The sequence below is a fragment of the Flavonifractor sp. An100 genome, assembly GCF_002161175.1.
GTDB lineage: Bacteria > Bacillota > Clostridia > Oscillospirales > Oscillospiraceae > Lawsonibacter.
Window position 1 is genome coordinate 1 of sequence record NZ_NFMA01000016.1, and the last position, 21,543, is coordinate 21,543.

Here is a 21,543-nt window from a genome sequence, read left to right on the forward strand (position 1 = left end):
GTTGCCGGGGTGGCCCTGGGGGCGGCCCTGGACCTGGCCGCGGGCGGCATCCCCCTGTATACCATGACCTGCGGCCTGTCCGGCCTGGTGTCCGGCCTGTGCCGGGGAAAAAGGCGGGTGGCCTGCGCCGTGACCTATGTTTTGACCAACGGGGGAGTGGTGCTGTGGGCCTGGGAGCTGGAGCCCCCGGCTGCCATTTTATACGACGTGTTTCTGGCCTCCATGCTGTTTTTGCTGCTCCCCCAGCCCACGCTGCGGAAGCTGGGGGTGTGGCTGGCGCCGGAGCTGACAGGCCCGGTGGACCTGAGGGCCCAGAAGCTGGTGCAGGACAAGCTGGAGGCCACCGCCCAGGCATTTCGTTCTCTGGGGGACTCCCTGCGGGGGGCCTTCCGGGCGCCCCAGAATGACAACGATGTCTCCAGCGTCTTTGACCGGGCGGCCAACCGGGTGTGCCGGAGCTGCACCCTCCGGGGCAGGTGCTGGAAGCAGGAGTATACCACCACCTTCAACGCCCTCAACGACGCCACCGCCGCCATGGTGGAGCGGGGACGGGCGGAGGCGGGGGATTTCCCCCGGCACTTTGCCGACCGCTGCCTCCACTTTCCCGCCTTTCTCACGGCGGTGAACGTGGAGCTCACTGCCCTGTTTTACCGCCGTCAATATAATGCCCGGGTGCGGGAGAGCCGCCTGGCGGTGTGCCGGCAGTACGCCCAGCTGTCCGATTTGCTGGGCACGGCGGCGGCGGAGCTGAGCCGGGAGCTGGTGCCCGATCTGGTGGGGGACCGGCGGGTGCGGCAGAAGACGGCGGAGCTGGGGCTGGACATCCGCACGGCTGTATTTCGGGACAGCCGGGGCCTGCTCCGGGTGGAGGCGGAGGGTCCGGGCTGCCGGGAGCTGACCCGCCCCAGCCGGATGGCCGATCTGTCCCAGATGCTGGGGGTGCCCCTGCGGGTGGAGCGGGAGGGGGAGGACGCCCTGTCGCTGCTGCAGCAGGAGCCTCTGATGGCGGTAGCGGGGGTGGCGGCCCGAAAGAAGAGCGGAGAGACGGTAAGCGGAGACGCGGGCACCTATTTCAAGCGGTGGGATGGCAAGCTGTACGTACTGCTGTGTGACGGCATGGGCAGCGGTCCTGAGGCCAACCGGGAGAGCACCCTGGCGGTACGGCTCATTGAGCAGTTCCTTCAGGCTGGAGTGGAGGCCAGCCAGGCGCTGGCCACCCTCTCCTCTGCCCTGGCCCTGCGGGGGGAAGAGACGGGAGGGTTTACTACGGTGGATTTGCTCCAGGTGGACCTGTTTACCGGAGAGGGAACACTATTTAAAATGGGGGCGGCCCCCACCTATGTGCGGAAGCGGGAGGGGGTGCAGCGGCTGTCCGGCACCTCCTTCCCCGCAGGGCTTGGGGAGGGGGAGAGTAGGCCCATGGACCAGTTCCCCCTGCGCCTGGGACCGGGGGATACCGTTCTCATGGTCAGCGACGGTGTGTGTGCCGCAGGGGAGGACGGCTGGCTGCGGGAGAAGCTGGAGGGCTTTGATGGAAGCAGCCCCAAGGACCTGGCCCGGGAACTGATCACCCAGGGGCCTGCGGAGGCGGCGGACGACCGCACGGCGCTGGTCATCCGAATTGAAACGCGGACCTGAAATATGGAACGGGGGAGGGGCCAAACGGCCCCTCCCCCGTTCCATTATTTTGGATGAGAAAAGGAAGAAATCAAAGTTGGTTGGGCATGCTCCAGCCCTTGTGGTCGGTGTGGAGCAGATGCTCGGACCGCTCACTCAGCGGCGCACCCAGGAACTCCTGATACAGAGCCTGGACCTGGGGATTCTCGTGGGAGTAGCGGATGGGAGCCTCACGGTCCAGCTGGTACAGCCGTTCGCCACGGACTCCGTAGAGCTCCTCGTCCTCCACGGAGATGGGCTGTCCGCCTCCGCCGGCGCAGCCGCCGGGGCAGGCCATGACTTCCACAAAGTCGTAATGGACCTTTCCGGCCTTGAGGCGCTGGATCAGCTTGCGGGTGTTGCCCAGTCCGCTGACCACGGCGCAACGCACAGGAATGCCGGCAATTTCGTAGGTGACCTCCCGCAGACCGGGTCCGGTGCGTACATCCCGGAAGGCGTCGGGGTCAGGATTCTCTCCGGTGAGCAGGAAGCTGGCGGTGCGCAGAGCGGCCTCCATCACGCCTCCGGTGGCGCCGAAGATCACCGCAGCTCCGGTGTGGGTCCCCATGGGGGAATCCATGGGCTCCTCGGGGAGCAGGGCGGGATTGAGCTTGTCTGCGCGGATCATGCGCACCAGCTCCCGGGTGGTGAGCACCAGGTCCACATCGGGACCGTGCTCGGTAGCCATGGTGGGCAGCTCGCTTTCCGCCTTTTTGGCCACGCAGGGCATAATGGATACGCAGAAGATCTTCTCCGGCTCCACGCCCAACTTCTGGGCCAGCCAGGTCTTGGCCACGCTGCCGAACATCTGCTGGGGGGATTTGGCGGTGGAGAGCTGATTGGTCAACTCGGGGTACTGGCTCTTCAGGAAGCGCACCCAGCCGGGACAGCAGCTGGTGAACATGGGCCAGCGGACCAGACCGCCGGATTTCAGCCGGTGGAGGAACTCGCTGCCCTCCTCCATGATGGTCAGGTCGGCGGTAAAGTTGGTGTCATAGACATAGTCGAAGCCCAGGCGGCGCAGAGTGGCGGCCATGCGCTCCATGGTGGCCTCCTCTCGCTTCAGGCCCAGGGACTCGCCCCAGGAGGCCCGGACGGCGGGAGCCACCTGAACCACCGTGATCTTGTTGGGGTCGGCCAGGGCGGCGAAGGCACGCTGGGTGTCGTCCCGCTCCCGCAGACCGCCCACGGGGCAGTGAGTGATACACTGGCCGCACAGGGCGCAGTCCGAGTCCTTGATCACCCGGTTGCCCGAGACGTCAATGGTGGTACGGCTGCCGGTGCTGGCCACATCCCAGATGGACAGGGACTGGACCTTGTCGCAGACCTGGACGCAGCGCATGCACTTGATGCACTTATTATAGTCATGGAAGAGGGGGAAGGTAGTGGTCCAGGCCCCCCGCAGACCCAGAGGTAGCTGGGTCTGATAGGGCAGATCCAGGATGCCAAGGTCGTTGGCGATGGTCTGTAGCTGACAGTTACCGCTGCGCACGCAGGTGGCGCACCGACAGTCGTGCTGGGAGAGGATCAGCTCCACGTTGACCCGACGGGTGGTGCGGGCCCGGGGAGAATTGGTGTGGACCACCATACCCTCCAGCACAGGGTTGTTGCAGGCGGTGACCATGGCCCGCTCTCCCTCCACCTCCACGCAGCACACGCGGCAGGCGGCGATCTCGTTGATCTCCTTCAAATAGCACAGGTGGGGGATGCGGATGTTGGCCTGGCGGGCCGCCTCCAGAATGGTTGTCCCCTCGGGGACTTGGACGGTCTGGCCGTCGATGGTCAGAGTTACCATGCCGTACTTCTCCCTCCCTTAAAGATTCCGTAGCCGAAGTGGTCACAGCGCAGGCAGCGGCTGGACTCCTGGGCGGCCTCCTCCCGGGTCATACCCTCCTTGAGCAGGGAGAAATCACCCTTGTAGTCGCACAGGTGGCGGTTTTTCAGATTGACCCGGCCGCAGGGCGGGGTGTTGGTGAGGTGGGCAGGAGGAATGTCCACTTCACAGCGCATTTTATGCTCAAAGCCCAGGTAGTTGTCGATGTTGGCGGCAGCCACCTTGCCGGCTGCTACCGCGCGGATGACGGTGGCGGGGCCAGAGACGGCGTCGCCACCGGCGAAGACGTTGCCCGCGCCGGGAACCGCGCTGGTGAGATCGGCCTGAATGGCGCCCCGGTTGGTGGTGACGCCCACAGCCTCGAAGGGCTGGGCCACGATGGCCTGTCCGATGGCCACGATCACATAGTCACAAGGGATGCGGAACTCCTTTTCCGCCGCGTCCACCGGCTTGGGACGTCCGTCCTTGCCGTAGGAGCTGATAAGCTGGGGCCGGGTCCAAAGAGCGGCCACCTTGCCCTCCTCGTCCGCCTCGATGCGGGCGGGAGCCTGAAGGGGCAGAATCTGGCAGCCCTCGGCCATGGCCTCCTCGATCTCCTCGGCCAGAGCGGTCATATCCTCCACCCGCCGGCGGTAGACACAGGTGACCTGCTCGGCGCCCAGGCGCAGAGCGGTACGGGTGGCGTCCATGGACACGTTGCCGCCGCCCACCACGCAAACCCGCTTTCCGGTGAAGTCGGGGACGGAGCCCTCACCCACGTTGCGCAGCAGCTCCACCGCGCTGACCACGTTTTTGGAGTCCTCGCCCTCCAGGCCCAGCTTCTTGTCCGTGTGGGCGCCGATAGCGATATACACCGCGTCAAAGCTCTTCTGAATGTCCTCCATGGACAGGTCTTTTCCGATGGACACCCCGGTATGTACGGTAATGCCGGTGGTTAGGATATGTTCGATGTCCCGGTCCAGCACGTCCTGGGGCAGGCGGTAGTCGGGAATCCCGTAGCGGAGCATGCCGCCCAGCTTGGGGCGCTGCTCATACACGGTTACCTTGTGGCCCATGAGGGACAGGTAGTAGGCCGCAGTCAGACCGCCGGGGCCGCCGCCAATGACAGCCACCGTTTTGCCGGTGGCGGGGAAGGGGGCGGGAGCGGGAACGGGCTGGGCATGGTCCACCGCAAAGCGCTTCAGACCGCAGATGTTGATGGCGTCGTCCACCATGCGGCGGCGGCAGTGGCCCTCACAGGGGTGCTCACACACATAGGCGCAGGCAGAGGGGAAGGGGTTGTCCTTGCGGATAAGGTAGACCGCGTCGTCGTAGCGCTCCTCCCGCACCAGAGAAACATAGCCTGGGACGTCCACGTGAGCGGGACAGGCGGAGACACAGGGCACCGGCTGGCTCAGGCCGCAGATGCACCGGCCGTGGAGCACGTGCTCCTCGTAGTCCTCCCGGAAGCCGCGCACACCCTTGAGGACCATGTGGGCGGCCTCATAGCCGATGGCGCAGTCGGCAGAGTCAGCGATGACCTGAGCGGTGCGCTCGATGAGGTCGATGGTCTCCAGAGTGGCGGTGCGGTCCAACACCTGCTCGATCAAAACTGCAAGTTGGCTCAGGCCAACCCGGCATGGGACGCACTTGCCGCAGGTTTGGGCGTGACACAAACGCAGGAAATTCAGAGACATGTCTACCGGGCACAGTCCCGGCTGGCTGGCACTCAGCCGCCGGCCCATATCCCGGTACAGGCCGCCTAAGACGGTTTGTGCCCGTCCTGGCGTTTCGATGGATAGTCGACTCAAAAAACATCCTCCTTCCAGAGGGATTCTTCCTGCTCCGGTAAACGGAGGGAGATCCCTGTTGGTACAGTTTATGAGTGGAAAACCTGGGCGAGGCAGGGGGCCTCTGGGCTAAATTACATAAAAATAAGAATGATTCGCAAAAAGAACTGTGAAAAATGTAACATACTGACATGCATGTGTCAACTGCTGGAGGACGGAAGTCGCCGTTTTGCACACTTTTTTGGAAGAAAAATGGCCCAGTTGTCCACCAGGGACAACTGGGCCAAAATAGCGCGGGAGGATCAGAAGCGCTGCCCCAGGGCGGCGCAGAAGGCCAGGGAGTGGAAGGAAACCTCCTTGGCGTCGCTGCGGGAGGTGAGGGCTACGGGGACCTTGGCACCAATGACCACGCCGCAGGTCTGGGCATGGGCGTGCATCTGCCAGCACTTGACCACCAGGTTGCCGGCAAGCAAGCTGGGCACCACGATGCCGTCAAATTCACCGCAGACGGGGCAGTCGTAGCCCTTGAGCCGGGCGGCCTCCTTGGACATGATCAGGTCGTAGGCGATGGGGCCCACCAGGTGGCAGGGCGCAATGGGGTGGTGGCTGTGCTCTTTGACCAGCTCCTGAGCCTCGATGGTGTCCTTCATGTGGAAGGCGACCTTCTCCACCATGGACAAAAGGGCGATGTTGGGCTGTTCATAGCCCACGGCCTGGAGGGTGTCCACCATGTTCTGAATAATCTGTTTCTTCTGCTGCAGGTTGGGCTCAATGGTGACGGTCACATCGCCAATGGCAATGACTCTGGGGTAGTCGGGCATGGTGACCAGGTCAATGTGGGTGAGGAGCCGATCGGTGCGCAGCCCATTTTCCGGCACCAGCAGGGGCAGGAGAAATTCCCGGGTTTGGGTGTTGCCCCGCATCAGGATGTCGCCCTCCCCCTGGTTGACCAGGTCCACGGCAATCTGGGACACGTTGTCACCGACCTGAGTGGCTACCAGACGGTGGGGTTCCCGGTCCAATCCAAGCCGTTCCAGCAGGGGCTGGATCTTTTCCCGTTCCCCCACCAGAATGGGGGAGGCAAAGCCGGCCTGTTGGGCGGCAAAGGCACCCAGCAAAATGTTTTCTGCATCGGCCCCGGCAATAATGACCCGCTTGGGCTGGGGGAGCTGCTTGGCCTGTTCTACAATAGAATCGAAATTGTTCAGCGCCATATCCATACGTCTCCTTACTTCATATACAGTCGCATCCATCCGGTCATCCGCGGCACGCCACAGCGGCTGCCGCTTTTTTATCTTAGCATTTTCCATCCATAGGCACAAGAGTTTTCACAGAAAAAGGAGGGAAAAGAGGTAAAAATCTGGCAAAATCACAAAAAAGGAGGGGGAGATTTTCTGTTTTTCCCATTTCGGACCTGCCTGTATTCCGGTTGACACCGGCTGGGGGAGACGGTATGATAAATTTAACGATATCAAATTCCATTGGGAGGTTCCGCCATGAAGTCCAGATGCCTGCACCGCTGCACCGCCCTGCTGTCTGCCCTGCTGCTTGCCGCGTCCCTCTCGGCCTGTGCGCCCAAGGAGGAGGGGGATGGTTCGGTCTCGGCCTCCCTTCCGGAGGAGCCCAGCGTGTCTGTGCTGGCACCGGTGGAGCCGGAGCCCGAGCCGGAACCGGTGCTTCCCTATGTCAATCCCCTCACCGGAGAGGGCTGCGCGGAGGATATCGGGCAGAACCGTCCGGTGGCCATTATGCTGAACAATTTGAAAAAGGCGCTGCCCCAGCTGGGGGTGTCTCAGGCGGATATCATCTATGAAGCGCCAGCAGAGGGGGGCATCACCCGGATGATGGGGGTGTTCCAGAGCGTGGAGGGAGTGGGAGAGATCGGCTCAGTGCGCTCGGCCCGGGATTACTATGTCTCTCTGGCCCTGGGACACGACGCCATTTTCCTCCATGCGGGAGGGAGCCCCCAGGCTTATACCGCCATTAAAAACTGGGGTGTGACCGCCCTGGACTGTGTCAACGGCCCCTATGAGGGGACTCTGTATTGGCGGGACCAAACCAGGAGAAAAACTATGGGTCTGGAACACAGCGTCCTGACCTCCGGAGACACCATTTTGGAGCTGCTGCCTACCTACAGCCGGGTGAAGCTGGAGCACAAGGAGGGCTATACTTACCCCATCTCTTTCCTGGGGGAGGGGGAGAAGGCTCAGGGGGAGCCGGCTCAGTCCCTGGAAGTGGTATTTTCCACCTATAAAACCGGAGTATTTACCTATGACCCGGAGACGGGGTTGTACCTAGTGTCGGAATATGGCGCGCCCTATGTGGACGGCAATACCGAGGAGCAGGTGGCGGTGAAAAACGTGCTGGTGCTCTATACAAAGGTGTCTGCCATTGCCGGAGACTCGGCAGGGCGGCAGTCCGTGAAGACCACAGGCAGCGGCAAGGGGCTGCTGCTGTGCGATGGGGTACAGCAAACGATTACCTGGACCAAGGAGAGCAACAGCGCCCCTCTGGTCTATACCGATGAGGCGGGCCAGCCGGTCAAGCTGGGTGTGGGGAGCAGCTATGTAAATGTGGTGAGCACCTCAGCCTCTGTCACTGTGAAATAAATGGATGAAGAAAAGGAGAGAACATCCATGGAATTTTACTGCTTTTCCACGCCCCTGGGAATGATGGCTGCGGAGGAAGAGGAAGGGGCGATCCGGCGGGTATATTTGCCCGGCCGTCCCATTCCCCGAGTGGCCTCCCGTCCCACCCCTTTGCTGAAGGGAGCAGAGGAGCAGCTGCTGGAGTACCTGGCAGGGGAGCGGCAGGCCTTTGATCTGCCCTTGGCCCCCCAGGGGACCCCTTTTCAGCAGCGGGTCTGGCGGGCGTTGCAGGAGATCCCCTATGGCCAAACCCGGTCCTACCGGGAGATTGCCCAGACAGTGGATTCTCCCAGGGGATTCCGAGCGGTGGGGATGGCCAATCACCGCAACCCCATCCCCATTTTCATCCCCTGCCACCGGGTGGTTGGGGCAGACGGTTCCCTCACCGGCTATGCCGGAGGGCTGGAGCTGAAGCGGCAGCTGCTCACATTGGAGGGGGCCAATTTACAGCTGTAGGTGAAGGCGAGATTTAACCTGGTTCTAACAGGAAAATCTGGCAGGAAACCTTGCAAATAAGCGGGATACAATAGTATAATTACAAAGAGCAGGGAGCGCCGGCCGCAGAGCAAGCAGGCGCTGGGAAATACTGCAGAAAGGGAAGTGAGGTCCGGTATGGACGACCGAAGTTGGCGGTATCAAATAGACGTCAGCTGCCGCAAGAAGCCGGGTAGCGGGCCTGGAACCGGAAACGGTCCGGCCGGCTGGAGGGTGGGAGAGACCCATTTGGCTTTTTTGTGTGCGGCCACAGGACAGAAAAGAGTGTTTTGAAGAAGGCAGACCCATTTCGGCGTGCCGTCTTCAAAGTACCCTTTTCTCCTGTGGCTTTTTGTATTCAGCCATGGCCGGTGAGAAAGGTGAGGAGTCGCGGTGCATGAGAATTACGATTTAGACCAGCTGCTGGAGCTGGTGGCCCAGAGGAAGTTTCGCGCCTTAAAGCAGGTGCTGGCGGAAATGAACGAGGTGGATATCGCCGAGTTTCTGGATGAACTGGAGGCGGAACAGCAGGCGGTGGTCTTCCGGCTGCTGCCCAAAGACATGGCGGCAGAGGTGTTCACCTATCTGGAGGACAGTGAGGACCAGGAGAAGCTGATCGGAGCTCTGAGTGATAAGGAGCTGCGGGAGGTGCTGGACGAGCTGTATCTGGACGATACCGTCGATATCATTGAGGATATGCCCGCCAATGTGGTGTCCCGTATTTTGCGCAATACCGACGCCTCCACCCGCAGCCAGATCAACCAGCTGCTCAATTATCCCAAGGATTCCGCCGGCTCCATTATGACCACGGAGTTTGTCTTCCTCCACCCCGACGCCACGGTGGAGGAGTCCTTTGCCCGGATTCGGAAGGTAGGGCTGGACAAGGAGACGGTGTACACCTGCTATGTCACCCGGAACCGGGTGCTCCTGGGTGTGGTGACGGTGCGGCGTCTACTTCTGGCCTCCTACGAGACTCGGATCGGGGACATTATGGAGACCAATGTCATCTCGGTAAAAACCCATGAGGACAAGGAAGACGTGGCCCAGATGTTCTCCAAATACGACCTGTCCGCCCTCCCGGTGGTGGATGGAGAGGACCGCCTGGTGGGCATCATCACCTTCGACGACGCCATGGACGTTATCGAGGAGGAGACCACGGAGGACTTTGAGAAGATGGCGGCCATCCTGCCCTCCGACAAGCCCTACCTGAAAACCGGCGTCTTTGAGACCTGGCGTTCCCGGCTTCCTTGGCTGCTGATGCTCATGCTCTCGGCCACCTTCAGTGGGATGATCATCACTCATTTTGAAAGTGTTCTGGCCTCCTATGTGGTCCTGACCTCCTTCATTACCATGCTCTCAGGCACGGGAGGAAACTCCGGCTCCCAGTCCTCGGTGGCGGTCATCCGCGCGCTGTCCCTGGGGGAAGTGGAGTTTTCCGATATGCTGCTGGTGATTTGGAAGGAGCTGCGGGTGGCGGTTTTGTGCGGCGTCTGCCTGGCGTCAGCCAACTTTGTGAAGATGATGGTGGTGGACCGCTGGCTGATGAACAAGCCAGAGGTCACGCCGCTGGTAGCACTGGTGGTCTGTTTGACTTTAATGCTAACGGTGGTGTGTGCCAAGATTGTGGGCTGCACACTCCCCATGGTGGCGGAGAAGATCGGCATTGACCCGGCGGTTATGGCTGCCCCCTTCATCACCACTGTAGTGGATGCGTTGTCTCTGCTGATTTATTTTGTAATTGCCTCTCAAATTTTAGGGCTGTGAACTTTGCGGATCATAACAGACACAGGCCCCGCTCCCAGATGGGAGCGGGGCCTGTGTCTGTTTCACTGGAATGGAATACGATTAGGCGGCTGGTAGGGTCAGCTCCTGGCCGATATAAATAAGGCTGGGGTCAGCAATGACGTCCCGGTTGAGCTGATAGAGCTCCTCCCAGCGCAGGCCGCTGCCAAGCTCCCGGGAGGCAATGCGCCACAGGGAGTCTCCAGCCGTAACGGTGTAAGTGCGGGTGGAGGTGTCTGCCGGCTCCTCCGGGATTTCCGGCTGGGCGGTGGGCTGTTCGGGCTGAGTATCCGGCTGGGATCCTTCCTCCGCCTGGTCCTGGGCCAGAAGGGTAATGCGGCCCTGGCCATAGGGATCGGCGTAGACATCTCCCACGGCGCAGCCCAGGCCGTCCCGGATGTATTGGATCAAAACCTCGTTGTCCGGCATCACCCGGTCTTTGACCACCTGGGCACCCTGGAACATGGTCATACCGTCGCCAGATTGCAGAAGCATATAGTCGTGGGAGGCCACTACGTAGGTCTTCTCCAGATCCAAGGGCTGGCCGCCCACCGTCACGTCCTGGACTCGGTAGGAGCCGTTAACGGACCGGAAGTTTCCCTTGTCATCAGTGACCACACTGGAGGGGATGGCCAGGTTTACGGCGTAGGTCATGCCGGAAACCTGAAGAAAACCGCCATTTTCCTCCGGGAGATTGCGGCAGGCCATCTCCAGGGCGTCCAGAAGCTGCTGCCCGGTGACCTGGACAGAGGTGGCCTGGTTGCTGTAGGGATGGACGTCAATGATCTGGCCGTAGGTAATTTCCCCGGCCGGGAGATCCGCCCGAATGCCGCCGCCGTTGATGAGACCCACGTCGGCCTGTAGGGCCCAGCGGTAGGCGTCGGCGCAGAAATCGCCCAGATTGGTCTCCTGATTGCGGATGAGCCGCTCTCCGCTGACCGCATCCACGGTGGTCAGAGATACGGAGCTGTTTGCCACCACCTGGTTTAGAAGTCCCTCAAATTCCTGGTTGACGGAGTCTACCACGGTTTGGGTGGCCTCGTCCCGACTGCTGTAATCGGTGACTAGGGAGGCGGAAATGGTCCCGGCGTCGGAATCCAGAACAATCTTGCCCAGGGCGGAGAGCTTGGTGCCCGTCTGATTGAGCAGCACCATCTCCCCATCTCGGTTGGCTACCTCTTGCCCCTCCACCGTAGAGTGGGAGTGGCCGTCGATCATCACGTCAATGCCGCTGGTGTGGGCAATCACATCGGTGGAGCGCCACGGAGCGCTACCCTCATCCACCCCCAGGTGAGCTACGGCAATGACATAGTCAGCGCCCTGGGCCAAGGCGGCGTCTACAGAGGACTGAACATTGTTGTAAAGATCCTGGCCATTGTTTCCCTCACAGAAGCTGTAGAGATAAGTTCCGTTCTCGTCCTGGAAGTAAGCGGGGGTGGACTTCGTGAAGGACTCGGGAGTGGTGATCCCCACATAGGCCACCTTGGTGTCTCCGTAGGTCAGGATGGTGTAGGGCGAAAATACACTTTCCCCATCAGAAAGGCGGAGAAAGTTGCTGGATAGAACCTGGGCATCCAGCTGATCAGTCAGCTCCATCAGCCGGGGAATCTGAAAATCAAATTCATGGTTGCCGGGAACAAAGATGTCATAGCCCACAGCGTTCATAAGCTGGATCAGAGAGCCGCCCTGGGTCAGGGTACCAATGGGGCCCCCTTGAATGGCGTCGCCGGCATCCACCAAGGTGACATGGTCGGAGCCATATTGTGCTTCCATTTCCTTGGCGTAAGCGGATACACCGGCATAGGTCAGACCGTCCTCCATACCACAGTGGACGTCGTTGGTGTGGAGAATAACAATTTCATCGCCGGTAGGCTCCGCCGCCAAAGCGGGAACGACAAGGCAAAGGGCCACCATGATAGCGGCGAGGGGAAGGCGAAGGCTGAGATGTGAGATGCGCATCAAAATGTAGTCACTCCTTATTGTTTAAATTCCATTTACGGTACAGATAGTGGAGTGTAAGATTGGCTGTCCCGTAAGTGTACACAGTCCAGAAAAGGACCCCCTGCAGTGGGCAGGGGGTGGAAGGATTATTTGCTGGCCCAGTTTCCTGTGGCCTCACAGGTGAGATAGGCGTTGATAAAGCCATCCAGATCTCCATCCATGACGCCATTGATGTTGCTGGTTTCAAAGGCGGTGCGGTTATCCTTGACCAGCTGATAGGGCATGAAGACATAGGAGCGGATCTGACTGCCCCATTCGATCTTCAGCTGTACGCCCTTCAGGTCGGAGATTTTTTCTGCCTTCTCCTGCATTTGCAGCTCCACCAGCTTGGCGCGGAGCATCTTCATACAGTTGTCCTTATTCTGGAACTGAGAGCGCTCCTGTTGACTGGCCACTACCACACCGGTGGGCTTGTGGATCAAACGGACAGCGGAGGAGGTTTTGTTGACGTGCTGGCCACCGGCGCCACTGGCGCGGTAAACCTGCATCTCAATGTCCTCCGGACGGATCTCTACCTCCACGTCCTCAGGCAGATCGGGCATGACCTCCACAGAGGCAAAGGAGGTCTGACGGCGGGCGTTGGCATCAAAGGGAGACACACGGACCAAACGGTGGACACCGTGCTCGCCTCGGAGGTAGCCGTAGGCGTTTTCCCCCTCAATCATGATGGTGGCGGACTTGATACCTGCCTCATCGCCCTCCTGGTAGTCCATGATCTGATAAGTGAAGCCGTGGCGCTCGGTCCAGCGGGTATACATGCGGTAGAGCATCTGGGCCCAGTCCTGGGCCTCTGTGCCACCGGCACCGGGGTGAATGGTCAAAATTACGTTGGAGCGGTCATATTCACCGGTGAGCAGTGTTTCCAGACGGGCGGTTTCCATGTTTTGCTCCAAGGCGGCAAAGCCCTCCTCCAGCTCGGGAAGTAGAGATTCATCCTCAAATTCATTACCCATCTCGCACAGAGCCATTAAATCGTCCCATTGAGATTGACGCTTTTTCTGTCCGTCCACCTTGTCCTGGAGATTTTTGATGCGCTGCTGTACCTTCTGGGCTTTTGCTAAGTTGTCCCAAAAGCCGTCAGCAGCAGATTCGGCCTGGAGCATGTCCAGCTCCCGTTCTGCCCCCTCTAAGTCCAGAGCCTGGGCTAATTTCTCCAGGGTGGGGGCCAGATTGTTCAGCTTCACTTTATACTCATCAAATTGGAGCATAGGGTCCTCCACTCTTTCTAATAAAACTCCCGGTATCCGGGGAATTGAAATTTTAGGCCCAATTATTATATATGAATATAGGAAAAAAGTAAAGAAAAACCTGCCTACATCCCCAAAACCAGGAAGAGGCCGCCTCCCTTGGGAGACGGCCTCTCAGCGGTCGCTGGTCAACCAACCTTCCTCACGGAAGATCAAGTCATCCAGATCATCTCTCGGGGTGGGACGGGGGGGTAAATTTAAAAGAGGGGTTTTCGCTTCATCCATGGGTCGTTCCTCCTGTTGATCGCTTAAAAATTAGAGTTCTCGGCAAAACCGGTTTTACATATCAGTATATGCGGGGCGGGGCGTGATGTGTGCTGGATTTTGTACATCAAATCAAAAAATTTAATCGAGGTGGCTTTGAAAATTTCCCCTTGACAGTTTCCCCGTTTTGTGCTAAACTACTCTAGCATTAAAAATGAGCTGGGGCCACACCCTTGCCGGAGTGGCGGAATTGGCAGACGCCCGGGACTTAAAATCCCGTGGGAGCAATCCCGTGCCGGTTCGACCCCGGTCTCCGGCACCATATCGCGGGGTAGAGCAGTTGGTAGCTCGTCGGGCTCATAACCCGGAGGTCGGAGGTTCAAGTCCTCCTCCCGCAACCAGAAATCCGCTGGAATCGCCTGATTCCAGCGGATTATTTTTGTTTTCTGCAACTTTTTGGGGGAGTTTATTTTTCTCTTTCAAATCTGACCCAGATCCTGACCCATACGGGAATTTTTCCGGACTGGGCAGGACTATAAACTGCCGGAGAGGACGTGTTCCATCGCTTCCGCCGCCTGCCGCTGGGCCGAGGTGGTCACATGGGCGTAGGTGTCCAGGGTAAACCCGGCGCTGTAGTGGCCCAGCATGCCGGACACCGTTTTCACGTCCACCCCGTTTTGCAGGGTCAGGGTGGCGAAGGTGTGTCTCAGATCGTGGAACCTGACTCTTGGCAGTCCCGCCCGCTTCAGCACCCGGTGGAGCATGTGGAGCACACTGTCCGGAGACATGGGGCCGCCCGTTGGGCCAGGGAATACCCGGGGGCTTGCTCCGACCTTCTTTTTCTGCTGATTCAGAACGTCTACCGTATCCTTTGCCAGAGGCAGGGTACGGTAGGCGTTTTTTGTTTTCAGGGGTGCTTCCACCACCTCGCCGTTGATTCTTGCTATTTGCCGTTTAACCCGGAGGTCACCCCGTTCCAAATCAAGGTCCTCCCACTTGAGCCCCAGCAATTCTCCCCGCCGCAGGCCGGTGGCCAGCTCCACGTAGTAGAGCTCGAATACGCCGCTCTCTTTCGCCTCCCGCAGAAAAGACGCCAGCTGCTCCACCGGCAGGGTTTTCATCTCTCTGTGCTCCACCTTGGGCAAGGCGCATCCCTCGGTTGGGTCTGCAACGATGAGCTTCTGTTCCTTGGCCAGCTTCATCGCCGAGGCAATGATCTGGTGGAGGTTCCGCACAGTCTTAGGGCTTAGCCCCTTGCTCTGTTTCTTGCTCTCGATGCGTTCCACTCTGCCGCTGCTGAGCAGCTTCTTGTAGAACTTCTGTAACTCCAGGGAAGTGAGTTTGCTCAGAGAGATCTTCCCGATGTTGGGCTTGATGTGATTGTCGATGTAGCCCCGGTAGGTCTGGTGGGAGGAGGGCCGAACCTTTACCTTGGCGTAGTTCTCGAACCAGATGTCCATCCACTCTCCCACAGTGTACTGCTTTGATCTCACCGGGTCGATTTGCTTGGCTTCCTCAATAGCCTGCTTCAGCTTGGCCCGGGCCTCCGCCTGGGTCCGACCCAGGACGTTCCGGTAGATAGCCTTGCCCGTCTCCGGGTCGTGACCGGCGGTGTACCGGCCCTCCCAGCGGCCGTCCTTCCGTTTTCGGAGGTTCCCCTCCCCGTTGGCTCTGCGTTTTGCCATAGCCCTCACCATCCTTCCGGGAGGGCAGTCAGACTGCCGTCATCCTCGTCCAGTGCCTCGATTGCTACCCGCATCCCCAACCGGAAACCCAGGATAAAGTTCTCCAGGGCCAAGGTGCTACCGATCTCATTCTCTGCGTTGAGGAGCCGCAGGAGCATGGTTTTCTCCTCTCCCTCCAGCAGGGAGGTGAGCTTCTCTTCGTATTTCTCCGCCTGATCCATGGCCTGCTGCAGCGGAGAGTCCGGGGTAATCTGCTGTTCGTTTGGGGTGAGGTTTCCGTAGAACAGCTCTTCCAGTGTTTTGCGCATATGTGCCGCCTCCTTTGCAACGACACAACATACCACAGAAAACAGAAAAAGCCAGGGGCACGGCGCAGAGTTATCAAACAATTCACATTTCCCGGTTTCTGCCCTTTTCTTTGTTAAGCGTCGCATTTTCCAGTTCCGGAGCGGCTTCCATTCTTTGTTTAGGCGGCGCAATTTTTGAGATGCCTGACATATTGCTGTGCACAGCGTCGGTGAAAAAGCGGGGGACTCCTTGAAACTGTTGGATTTCCTCAAATCTCCGACCACCTAAAATTCAAAAAGCCCTTTCAGCGACCACCTAGCACGGCGCTGAGGCGAAATCCCGCAATCCCTTGACACGCCCCGCACTGCGGGGCGTTGTGACCGGGAGGTGGGCGCTTTGCGACCACCTCCCTTTATCCTCGTTCTAAAATCGAACGCCCCTGGTTCCAGCGAAACAGCCATAACCAAGGGCGGAAGAATCATGTTCAGAGAGAAAAAAATCCGGCGCTGAAATGGAAAATATGGCAGTCCTTTGGACATCCGTTTTCTGGTCTCGTCCTTCGCCTGCAAGGGCCCCTTAGCGGCGACATCCTGGTTTGCTGGGACCACCGGTGCCCTGTATCCAATCGTCTCACACAGGGCGGCACAGGGGCAGCACGGCGGGATTTCTTTTCTTGGTGTGTAAAGGCACCGCAGCATTTTCTTTCTCTGCAGATAAAGTGGGTCCGGGCTTCCGCCCGGAAATCGTGTCGGCTGCCGCTCGCGGCAAGCCAGGCGCTCTGCTTGCCCCACCTGCGGGTGGGTAAAATCTCTTGTTCCACCTTGTTTTACTTATAGGAGCCCTTTTTGTGCGCTTGTTTTTTCTTCTTTTCCATGGTACACTGAATTTACGATAGAGGTGTGCCTATGTACCCTGCATATCATGTATTTGACCTCTCCTGCAGCCAGGAAGTCCCAGCAGAAATCCTTCCGGCCACCGAGTCTGACTTTCGCCTCACCGTGCAGGATTGTTGGCAGACCAGTTGGATGTCCAAGTATCTTCAGGAGCCATTTCTCCAGAAATACGCATTGAAAATTGCAGCCACAGGCGAGCTTGTAGGACTCGGCGCCTATCGAAATATGCCGGAGGGATTTTTGGTATATATTGAGTACATAGAAAGTGCGCCTCACAGCAACCCAACTTTATCGAAAAATCGCAAATATCGCGGCATTGGGGCCGCGCTTTTGGCTTACGGAGTCCAGTTATCGATAGACTCTGGTTACGGCGGTACGATTTATCTGAAGGCAAAAACCTCAGAGATACGGGAACACTATATTCGTGATTTCGGAGCAATACCATTCAGCCATAGGGAGCCCTTTCTGCTGCTGATTGACGGAGAGGCTGCCCGAAACCTGCTATTTCAATTCATGAAGGAGGAGTTGTGATGCTATCTGAAAACTACGCAAAGCTGGACGATTTGGCGGGGCCGGATTCTTTTGTCACACCTCCCAGCCAGACGGATCTGGCATATATTCTGCATTTTCAGAAAATCTGTAAACGCTACAATATCGACTTTGCAACAGCAGATGAGGATGAGCGGGATTTTGTAATCCGTATGGCAGAAAAGAGTTTTTACTCCATGCGCGCCTGACCCAAAATCTGACCCAGAACCGGAAAAACTGGGTCGGAACAGAGAGAATATAACCTCCGGGTTTGGGCCCATTTTAGGCCCAAAAACGCCCGGAAAGCGTTGAACCGCAGCAGATGGACAAACCGACAGCAGCTCATAACCCGGAGGTCGCAGGTTCAAATCCTGTCCCCGCAACCACATTGTGCGACCAAAAAAGATATCGCACCGGAAAACCCCGAAGCCGCAACGGTTTCGGGGTTTTTCGCGTCCATTTTTGACTGCACGAAAAAAAGATATCTTCCCACCTCTTCCCCGTGCGGTGAGGACTTGAACTAAAACTGAGGGCTTTTGCGCCCAATTTTGAGTGAGCAACACGGAAAAATTTCAGTTTCTTCGAAAAATATTTTGTTAAATTTCTGTGAACAAAGTGGTTTGTGCAAAAATGTGACATTAAGGTCAAAAGGGGGTGTGACACAATACTTCAGGTTTGATATAATGTAGATAAAAACAGGGTGGTGGCGGAAGATGTCATACAGGGCCAACGGAAGCCAGCAGTTGTCCATATTCGACCGCAGTCTCCGGCTCACGAGACGGGAGCGGAGCTTTTTGGAAAAGTCATGGGCAAAAGTGTTTTCTGATGAGATTTTTCCCGCCATTGACGAAGAACGTTTCCGAGTTTTGTATTCTCAAAATGCTTCACGACCCAATACCCCAGTCAATATTATTGTGGGTGCGCTCATTATAAAAGAACTGTTTGCTTTGTCCGATGACGAGATTGTTGAGAATCTGATGCTGGACATCCATTATCAGTATGCTCTCCACACCACCAGCTACGAGGAGCAGCCGTTGAGCGACAAATCCTTGTCCCGTTTTCGGAAACGCTGCTATGAATACGAAAAAACTACCGGCGTAGATTTGTTCCATGAGTGCGTCTGCGATCTGAACCGCAAAATCGCAAAACTGATGGGGATCAATTCTCACGTCAAACGTATGGATTCGCTGATGATCGAGGCAAATATCCGAAAATTAAGCCGGATCGAGCTGCTCTATTCCTGTGTTGCAAGACTTGCCAAGCGTATCGAAAAGAAGGAAGGCATCGGTAAACTGACAGGGCTGGAACATTACTGCCAGCCAGGTGACCGCAATTTCATCGTGTATCATTGCCGGAACACAGATATGAATGAGCGAATAGAGACCATTCTGAAAGATGCGGACCAGCTTCTGCTGCGGAGTGCGGCACAATATCAGGAAACAGAGGAGTATCGTCTGCTTGTCCGATGCCTGGACGAGCAGACCATTGCCGGAAGCGGCGGAAGACGGCTTCGCAAGAAGGGAGAGGAATCCCCGTCAACAACTTCCCTGCAAAATCCTACTGACCCGGATGCGACATACTGTGTAAAGGCAGGGAAAGACCATATTGGGTATGCTGCGAATGTGGTGGAGAGTGTGGACAGCAGCGGTTCCGTGATTACGGATTATCAATATGAGAAAAACATATTTTCCGACCCGCGCTTTCTTCGCGACCATCTTACGCGCACAGAAGAACAAAAGGAGACCGTGCGGATTGTTGCGGATGGCGGCTATGTGGGGCAGGAGTGCAGAGAACTTGCAGCAGAGAAAAATATTGAGCTCATCAATACAGCATTAAAGGGTGTAGCTGTACCGGATATTTACGGCGGTTTTCTGCTAAGTGATAACGGAAAGAGTGTGCAGCAATGTCCAGCCGGATATGCGCCAATACGCTGCTCCTACACAGAAAGAACGTCCCGAATCAGGGCCTACTTTAAATCTGAACATTGCATGGGATGTGATCACCGCGAAGAATGCCAAGCAAAGCAGCGACGGGCGACCTGTCAAATGTCACTTTCCCGCTCGGCTGTGGAGCGCGCAAGGCAGCAGCAACAGATGCATGCACCTGATTTTCAAAATTGGCATAGAATTCGGAACGGAATAGAATCGGTTCCGTCCATACTGCGTAACCGGTACCAAGTAGACAAGATGCCCGTGAGAGGATTTATCCCGAGTAAATTCTTTTTTGGGGCTAAAATCTCCGCAATGAATTTCAACAAACTTCTTCGACACCGGAGAGGCTTGTTGTCCTGCGCCCAAAATCCTCTCCTCAGTTAAACAATCGGAAGATTGGATTGCCTGCCGTCCCGTATAGAGGGCCGGCAGGCAATTTTTATTGGTATGATATTGTTTTGGAGCAGCAAAACAGGCCTAACATTAGCTGCGCTAACTTCAAAACCTCCCTTTTGACCTTAATGTCAAAATGTAGTACAAACCACTTTTCTATTCCACACATCTTGGCCGTCACTTTTTTAAGGTCACGGCCTTTTTTGTTTTCAGATAAAATCAAAACGAGAGCCCAAAAGGCGTCACACACAGGAGGAAATCAACTTGGATCGAAAACAGTATTTTGAGGAACTACATATTGCACTCACACGGGAGGGGTTTACCTCCCAGCCTAAGCAGGGTGAATTGCTTCCCGTGGAGTGGGGCGGTCTCCCGCTCTGCCGGATCACAGCGGACGGAGGCGTTCGCTACTGGCAGGAGGATGTAGCGACGCCGGAACGGAAACGAGCCTGTGAGCGAGCCACCGATCTGGCCTGCACCGTGCGGGAGTACATGACGCTGCTGGAACAGGCTCCGCCCCTACAAGCCCAAAGCCTGACCGATGACTACCGCCTGCTGGCTGACTTCAATGGAGCCGTGCTGGCTGCCCATCCCACTCGGCTTGGCGTCCAATTCGTCACATGGGATTGGAGCTTCGACCACACAGGTCTCAACCAGGGCAATTACTTTCAGGAAAACTATGTAGGTGCCAAGCAGGACTTCGCCATCCGCGCCGGTCTCATTTCCAAACAGCAAATTTTCAATCAGGAGCAGCTTGTTGAAATCTACCGGTGCTGCTCTGACACCTTGGATGCTGGTTTTGACTTGACTGCCGAGCAGGAAAAGTGCATCCGGGGAGTTCAAGAGCAGATTGCCATTGCAGCTCCCGATGCTCTGGAGCGCATAAGGGAGCAGGAGCAGCACCCCATGGAACCCTACAGTCAGGAACCGATCATGTAATATTCAGGCGCCGGAGTTTTAGAAATAAGACTCCGGCGCTTTTTTGCTTTACTGAAAGGAGCACACCACCAATGACACGCTACTTCATGCGGGATACACCGCTGTGCCAGATGGAACAGCAGATGATGACCCCGCCCAATTTCAAGCCCAGAGGTCACGGCCGGTATTCTCCCGGTTTCCAATACAGCAGCGAGGACACGGAGTGCCCATACTGTATAAACTTCAGGCGCAATCAGCCTTGTCCGCTGAAACTGTGCATCTGCCTGGATGAACGGATCGCGGCCGGCGCACTGAACCTCAATGAGTTCGTCAGGGATTGCTTCTTCCCTAAAGCGGGGGTACAGCTTCAGGCCCGCTTAGAGAGGAATTTCACTTGCTGCTCCATCAGCTTTTTTCTGAATGAGAGCCATCGCGAGCGCTGGCAGCACTGGCATGCGCGCTGCTATCGAATGTCAGGCCGTAATCTGGCCGCGCTGTTTCTCCTCACGGCGTATGAGGATATCTGGAGCAGAATGATCTGGAAGTTTGATGCCCGCAGATTTGACGTCCAGTCCGTCCAGCTTTCCGGCATCCAGCCGGAACTGTACAGTGTTTATCAGGCCGCAATATCACTCTTGCCGATCTCGCATCCCCCGAATTGGTCACAGATGAGGCGTTCCACCTGATTGTCTGCGCTCTGCTTCTGGCCAAGTACGGAGATGTGATTTTGAATTTTGAAGGAAAGTACGGAAAGCGATACTGCAAAACATCTCTTTCGGTAGATGAGGACACCCTCCATGCAGCAATTGTCCGGGCTATCAACCGATTCAACGAGGAAGACGAGGCCACTTATATGGCACTCATGCGGGCAACCATTGGTGACGCAATCGGTCTAACCGGAGGCACAGACGAGATCGACCTGCTCCGGCGGAAAATAGATGGTCTGAATCGGAAAATGGTATCTCTTATCAATGAGAGTGTAGAAAGCGGGGAGGGTATCGAGAGTCACGAAGCTGAATTCAAGGAACTTTCCGATACCATTGAACTCCTGCAAGGACGGATTCGGAAACTCGAAGAAGCACTTGCTTCCGATCAGGTGAATGACAGCCGAATCCTTCAACTACAGCAGATCATCGCCGACCGAGCATCCAAAAAGATGGAGTACGACGATACCATCGTCCACCAAATGATTGAGTGTGTGAAGGTGTATCCCGACGGGAGACTGGACATTATCTTCGGAGGAGGGTATCTCATCGAAGAAGGCCTGAAAAAAGAAAGTTGATAACTTCAAA

17 protein-coding genes and 2 tRNA genes are annotated in these 21,543 nt (G+C 57.3%); 12 read left to right on the plus strand and 7 right to left on the minus strand.

Annotated features, from left to right (window positions below):
* Positions 1-1,638 (plus strand): SpoIIE family protein phosphatase (locus B5E43_RS09820; RefSeq protein WP_143382987.1); only part of this gene is annotated, 1,638 nt, incomplete at its 5' end.
* Positions 1,639-1,708: 70 nt separating this feature from the next.
* Here B5E43_RS09820 and B5E43_RS09825 read toward each other — a convergent pair.
* The 3 genes from B5E43_RS09825 to B5E43_RS09835 all read right to left on the minus strand — a co-directional run bounded on the left by B5E43_RS09825 (position 1,709) and on the right by B5E43_RS09835 (position 6,473).
* On the minus strand, positions 1,709-3,451 hold the full coding sequence (locus B5E43_RS09825) for a [FeFe] hydrogenase, group A (protein WP_087396270.1): 1,743 nt from the start codon (positions 3,449-3,451) through the stop codon (positions 1,709-1,711).
* A complete protein-coding gene (locus B5E43_RS09830; protein WP_087396272.1) occupies positions 3,445-5,280 on the minus strand; it encodes an NAD(P)-binding protein in 1,836 nt (611 codons plus the stop codon). The genes B5E43_RS09825 and B5E43_RS09830 overlap by 7 nt, the downstream gene beginning before the upstream one ends.
* Before the next feature lie 281 nt (positions 5,281-5,561).
* Complete coding sequence (locus B5E43_RS09835; RefSeq protein ID WP_158099018.1) at positions 5,562-6,473, minus strand: phosphate acyltransferase; 912 nt, start codon at positions 6,471-6,473, stop codon at positions 5,562-5,564.
* A gap of 282 nt (positions 6,474-6,755) precedes the next feature.
* Between B5E43_RS09835 and B5E43_RS09840 the strand changes: the two genes are divergently transcribed.
* The 3 genes from B5E43_RS09840 to mgtE all read left to right on the plus strand — a co-directional run bounded on the left by B5E43_RS09840 (position 6,756) and on the right by mgtE (position 10,145).
* Entirely contained in the window at positions 6,756-7,868 is a 1,113-nt protein-coding gene (locus B5E43_RS09840) for a DUF3048 domain-containing protein (RefSeq protein ID WP_087396276.1), read from the plus strand.
* Positions 7,869-7,895: 27 nt separating this feature from the next.
* The gene (locus B5E43_RS09845; RefSeq protein ID WP_087396277.1) at positions 7,896-8,363 is read left to right on the plus strand and encodes a methylated-DNA--[protein]-cysteine S-methyltransferase; all 468 of its coding nucleotides are present in this window, start codon (positions 7,896-7,898) and stop codon (positions 8,361-8,363) included.
* 411 nt (positions 8,364-8,774) lie between these two features.
* Positions 8,775-10,145 (plus strand): magnesium transporter, encoded by a 1,371-nt coding sequence (gene mgtE, locus B5E43_RS09850; protein WP_087396279.1) that lies wholly within the window; start codon positions 8,775-8,777, stop codon positions 10,143-10,145.
* 81 nt (positions 10,146-10,226) lie between these two features.
* Here the strand turns inward: mgtE and B5E43_RS09855 are convergent, their stop codons facing one another.
* Both B5E43_RS09855 and prfB read right to left on the minus strand, forming a co-directional pair.
* Positions 10,227-12,122 carry a 5'-nucleotidase C-terminal domain-containing protein gene (locus tag B5E43_RS09855; RefSeq protein WP_087396280.1) on the minus strand — a complete coding sequence of 632 codons (1,896 nt, stop codon included), beginning with the start codon at positions 12,120-12,122 and terminating at the stop codon, positions 10,227-10,229.
* 128 nt (positions 12,123-12,250) lie between these two features.
* Entirely contained in the window at positions 12,251-13,372 is a 1,122-nt protein-coding gene (prfB, locus tag B5E43_RS09860) for a peptide chain release factor 2 (protein ID WP_087396282.1), read from the minus strand.
* A gap of 478 nt (positions 13,373-13,850) precedes the next feature.
* Here prfB and B5E43_RS09865 point away from each other — a divergent pair.
* Both B5E43_RS09865 and B5E43_RS09870 read left to right on the plus strand, forming a co-directional pair.
* Positions 13,851-13,937 (plus strand) — tRNA-Leu (locus tag B5E43_RS09865).
* 3 nt (positions 13,938-13,940) lie between these two features.
* A tRNA-Met gene (locus B5E43_RS09870) sits at positions 13,941-14,016 on the plus strand.
* 132 nt (positions 14,017-14,148) lie between these two features.
* On the opposite strand, the gene B5E43_RS09875 is transcribed toward B5E43_RS09870, so the two are convergent.
* Both B5E43_RS09875 and B5E43_RS09880 read right to left on the minus strand, forming a co-directional pair.
* Positions 14,149-15,300, minus strand: coding sequence for a site-specific integrase (locus tag B5E43_RS09875; RefSeq protein WP_087396283.1), 1,152 nt, complete (start codon positions 15,298-15,300; stop codon positions 14,149-14,151).
* Positions 15,301-15,305: 5 nt separating this feature from the next.
* A complete protein-coding gene (locus B5E43_RS09880) occupies positions 15,306-15,608 on the minus strand; it encodes a DUF6809 family protein (RefSeq protein WP_164475088.1) in 303 nt (100 codons plus the stop codon).
* An 885-nt stretch (positions 15,609-16,493) separates the two neighbouring features.
* On the opposite strand from B5E43_RS09880, the gene B5E43_RS09885 reads away from it, so the two are divergent.
* The 6 genes from B5E43_RS09885 to B5E43_RS09910 all read left to right on the plus strand — a co-directional run bounded on the left by B5E43_RS09885 (position 16,494) and on the right by B5E43_RS09910 (position 21,533).
* Positions 16,494-17,012 carry a hypothetical protein gene (locus B5E43_RS09885; RefSeq protein WP_087396285.1) on the plus strand — a complete coding sequence of 173 codons (519 nt, stop codon included), beginning with the start codon at positions 16,494-16,496 and terminating at the stop codon, positions 17,010-17,012.
* Positions 17,012-17,218, plus strand: coding sequence for a hypothetical protein (locus tag B5E43_RS09890; RefSeq protein ID WP_087292822.1), 207 nt, complete (start codon positions 17,012-17,014; stop codon positions 17,216-17,218). Before B5E43_RS09885 ends, B5E43_RS09890 begins: the two co-directional genes overlap by 1 nt.
* Before the next feature lie 585 nt (positions 17,219-17,803).
* Positions 17,804-19,324 (plus strand): transposase, encoded by a 1,521-nt coding sequence (locus tag B5E43_RS09895; RefSeq protein WP_227604059.1) that lies wholly within the window; start codon positions 17,804-17,806, stop codon positions 19,322-19,324.
* Positions 19,325-19,597: 273 nt separating this feature from the next.
* Positions 19,598-20,272 (plus strand): hypothetical protein, encoded by a 675-nt coding sequence (locus tag B5E43_RS09900; protein ID WP_087396287.1) that lies wholly within the window; start codon positions 19,598-19,600, stop codon positions 20,270-20,272.
* A 71-nt stretch (positions 20,273-20,343) separates the two neighbouring features.
* Positions 20,344-20,937: a hypothetical protein gene (locus B5E43_RS09905; RefSeq protein ID WP_087396289.1), complete on the plus strand. Its 594-nt coding sequence runs from the start codon at positions 20,344-20,346 to the stop codon at positions 20,935-20,937.
* Positions 20,910-21,533 carry a hypothetical protein gene (locus B5E43_RS09910; RefSeq protein WP_143382989.1) on the plus strand — a complete coding sequence of 208 codons (624 nt, stop codon included), beginning with the start codon at positions 20,910-20,912 and terminating at the stop codon, positions 21,531-21,533. Before B5E43_RS09905 ends, B5E43_RS09910 begins: the two co-directional genes overlap by 28 nt.
* Positions 21,534-21,543: the final 10 nt, after the last annotated feature.

What these genes read in the sequence shown, in the direction of transcription:
- B5E43_RS09825 (WP_087396270.1), bottom strand. Translation starts at nt 3,451, where the DNA reads ATGGTAACTCTGACCATCGACGGCCAGACCGTCCAAGTCCCCGAGGGG.
- B5E43_RS09835 (WP_158099018.1), bottom strand. Translation starts at nt 6,473, where the DNA reads ATGGCGCTGAACAATTTCGATTCTATTGTAGAACAGGCCAAGCAGCTC.
- B5E43_RS09840 (WP_087396276.1), top strand. Translation starts at nt 6,756, where the DNA reads ATGAAGTCCAGATGCCTGCACCGCTGCACCGCCCTGCTGTCTGCCCTG.
- B5E43_RS09845 (WP_087396277.1), top strand. Translation starts at nt 7,896, where the DNA reads ATGGAATTTTACTGCTTTTCCACGCCCCTGGGAATGATGGCTGCGGAG.
- B5E43_RS09855 (WP_087396280.1), bottom strand. Translation starts at nt 12,122, where the DNA reads ATGCGCATCTCACATCTCAGCCTTCGCCTTCCCCTCGCCGCTATCATG.
- prfB (WP_087396282.1), bottom strand. Translation starts at nt 13,372, where the DNA reads ATGCTCCAATTTGATGAGTATAAAGTGAAGCTGAACAATCTGGCCCCC.
- B5E43_RS09875 (WP_087396283.1), bottom strand. Translation starts at nt 15,300, where the DNA reads ATGGCAAAACGCAGAGCCAACGGGGAGGGGAACCTCCGAAAACGGAAG.
- B5E43_RS09880 (WP_164475088.1), bottom strand. Translation starts at nt 15,608, where the DNA reads ATGCGCAAAACACTGGAAGAGCTGTTCTACGGAAACCTCACCCCAAAC.
- B5E43_RS09885 (WP_087396285.1), top strand. Translation starts at nt 16,494, where the DNA reads ATGTACCCTGCATATCATGTATTTGACCTCTCCTGCAGCCAGGAAGTC.
- B5E43_RS09890 (WP_087292822.1), top strand. Translation starts at nt 17,012, where the DNA reads ATGCTATCTGAAAACTACGCAAAGCTGGACGATTTGGCGGGGCCGGAT.
- B5E43_RS09905 (WP_087396289.1), top strand. Translation starts at nt 20,344, where the DNA reads ATGACACGCTACTTCATGCGGGATACACCGCTGTGCCAGATGGAACAG.